Raw genomic sequence first — 673 nt, 5'->3', positions numbered from 1 at the left:
GGGCGCGAAGAGTCGCCCTACCAGCCAGGAACGGATTCCTGTGCCGGATTCACCCCTTGCGCGAACTGCAGATGTACAGCTGGCGCACTAACGTTGGTTCCCCCGTTCCCATGAATGGGATTCAGCGGTGAGCATTGCCTATATGGATAAATTAGATGATATCTGATAGTAAAAATGAAACTTGATCCGATTGCGTATAAATGACGTAATTTGCACCAAGCAATCGGTAGATCGACTGCGGATGATGACGCTTCGTCACGATTGTGATCGGATCCGTCGTCCATTGCCGGCATATTTGAAGCAGCCGGCAGGAAAGCGCAAAGCTCTGTTCAAACACATAGATTCGGCCAATCGGGACATGAGGGACGGCCCACGCCTTCGGCTCCGTCGTATTGATTCGGCATATGGAATGAACGCCAATACCTTCCAATCGCTTTGCCAATCGCCCATTATGGGCAATTCCCGCCACCGAATATCCTGCTCCTTTCAACTGACGTATGAATTCAATCCCCGTCTCACAGCCTGCGAACACTGTAATGACCCGGTCCGCATCGTACATATCCAGTTCCTCCTGTTCATCTGTCCGAAGCCCTACTTGCAAGAAAGAGGTGCGTCGCCATATGATCAGGCGCGCCTCTCCCGTACGCTTACGAGGTTAGCTGACGGATTCGGG

Annotated in this window: 1 protein-coding gene and 2 riboswitches; the gene reads right to left on the bottom strand. The window is 52.2% G+C overall.

The window, feature by feature from the left end:
- Window positions 1-137: riboswitch (cyclic di-AMP (ydaO/yuaA leader) on the bottom strand. This riboswitch is flagged as partial in the annotation.
- Window positions 138-151: 14 nt separating this feature from the next.
- Window positions 152-559: a hypothetical protein gene (locus BBG47_RS28320; RefSeq protein WP_028533775.1), complete on the bottom strand. Its 408-nt coding sequence runs from the start codon at window positions 557-559 to the stop codon at window positions 152-154.
- Between the two features lie 70 nt (window positions 560-629).
- Window positions 630-673: riboswitch (cyclic di-AMP (ydaO/yuaA leader) on the bottom strand. This riboswitch is flagged as partial in the annotation.

The sequence above is a fragment of the Paenibacillus sp. KS1 genome (assembly GCF_001680695.1).
Classification (GTDB): Bacteria; Bacillota; Bacilli; order Paenibacillales; family Paenibacillaceae; genus Paenibacillus_B; species Paenibacillus_B suaedae.
The sequence above is the reverse complement of the archived record's forward strand: the minus strand, read 5'-3'. Positions and strand labels throughout refer to the sequence as shown.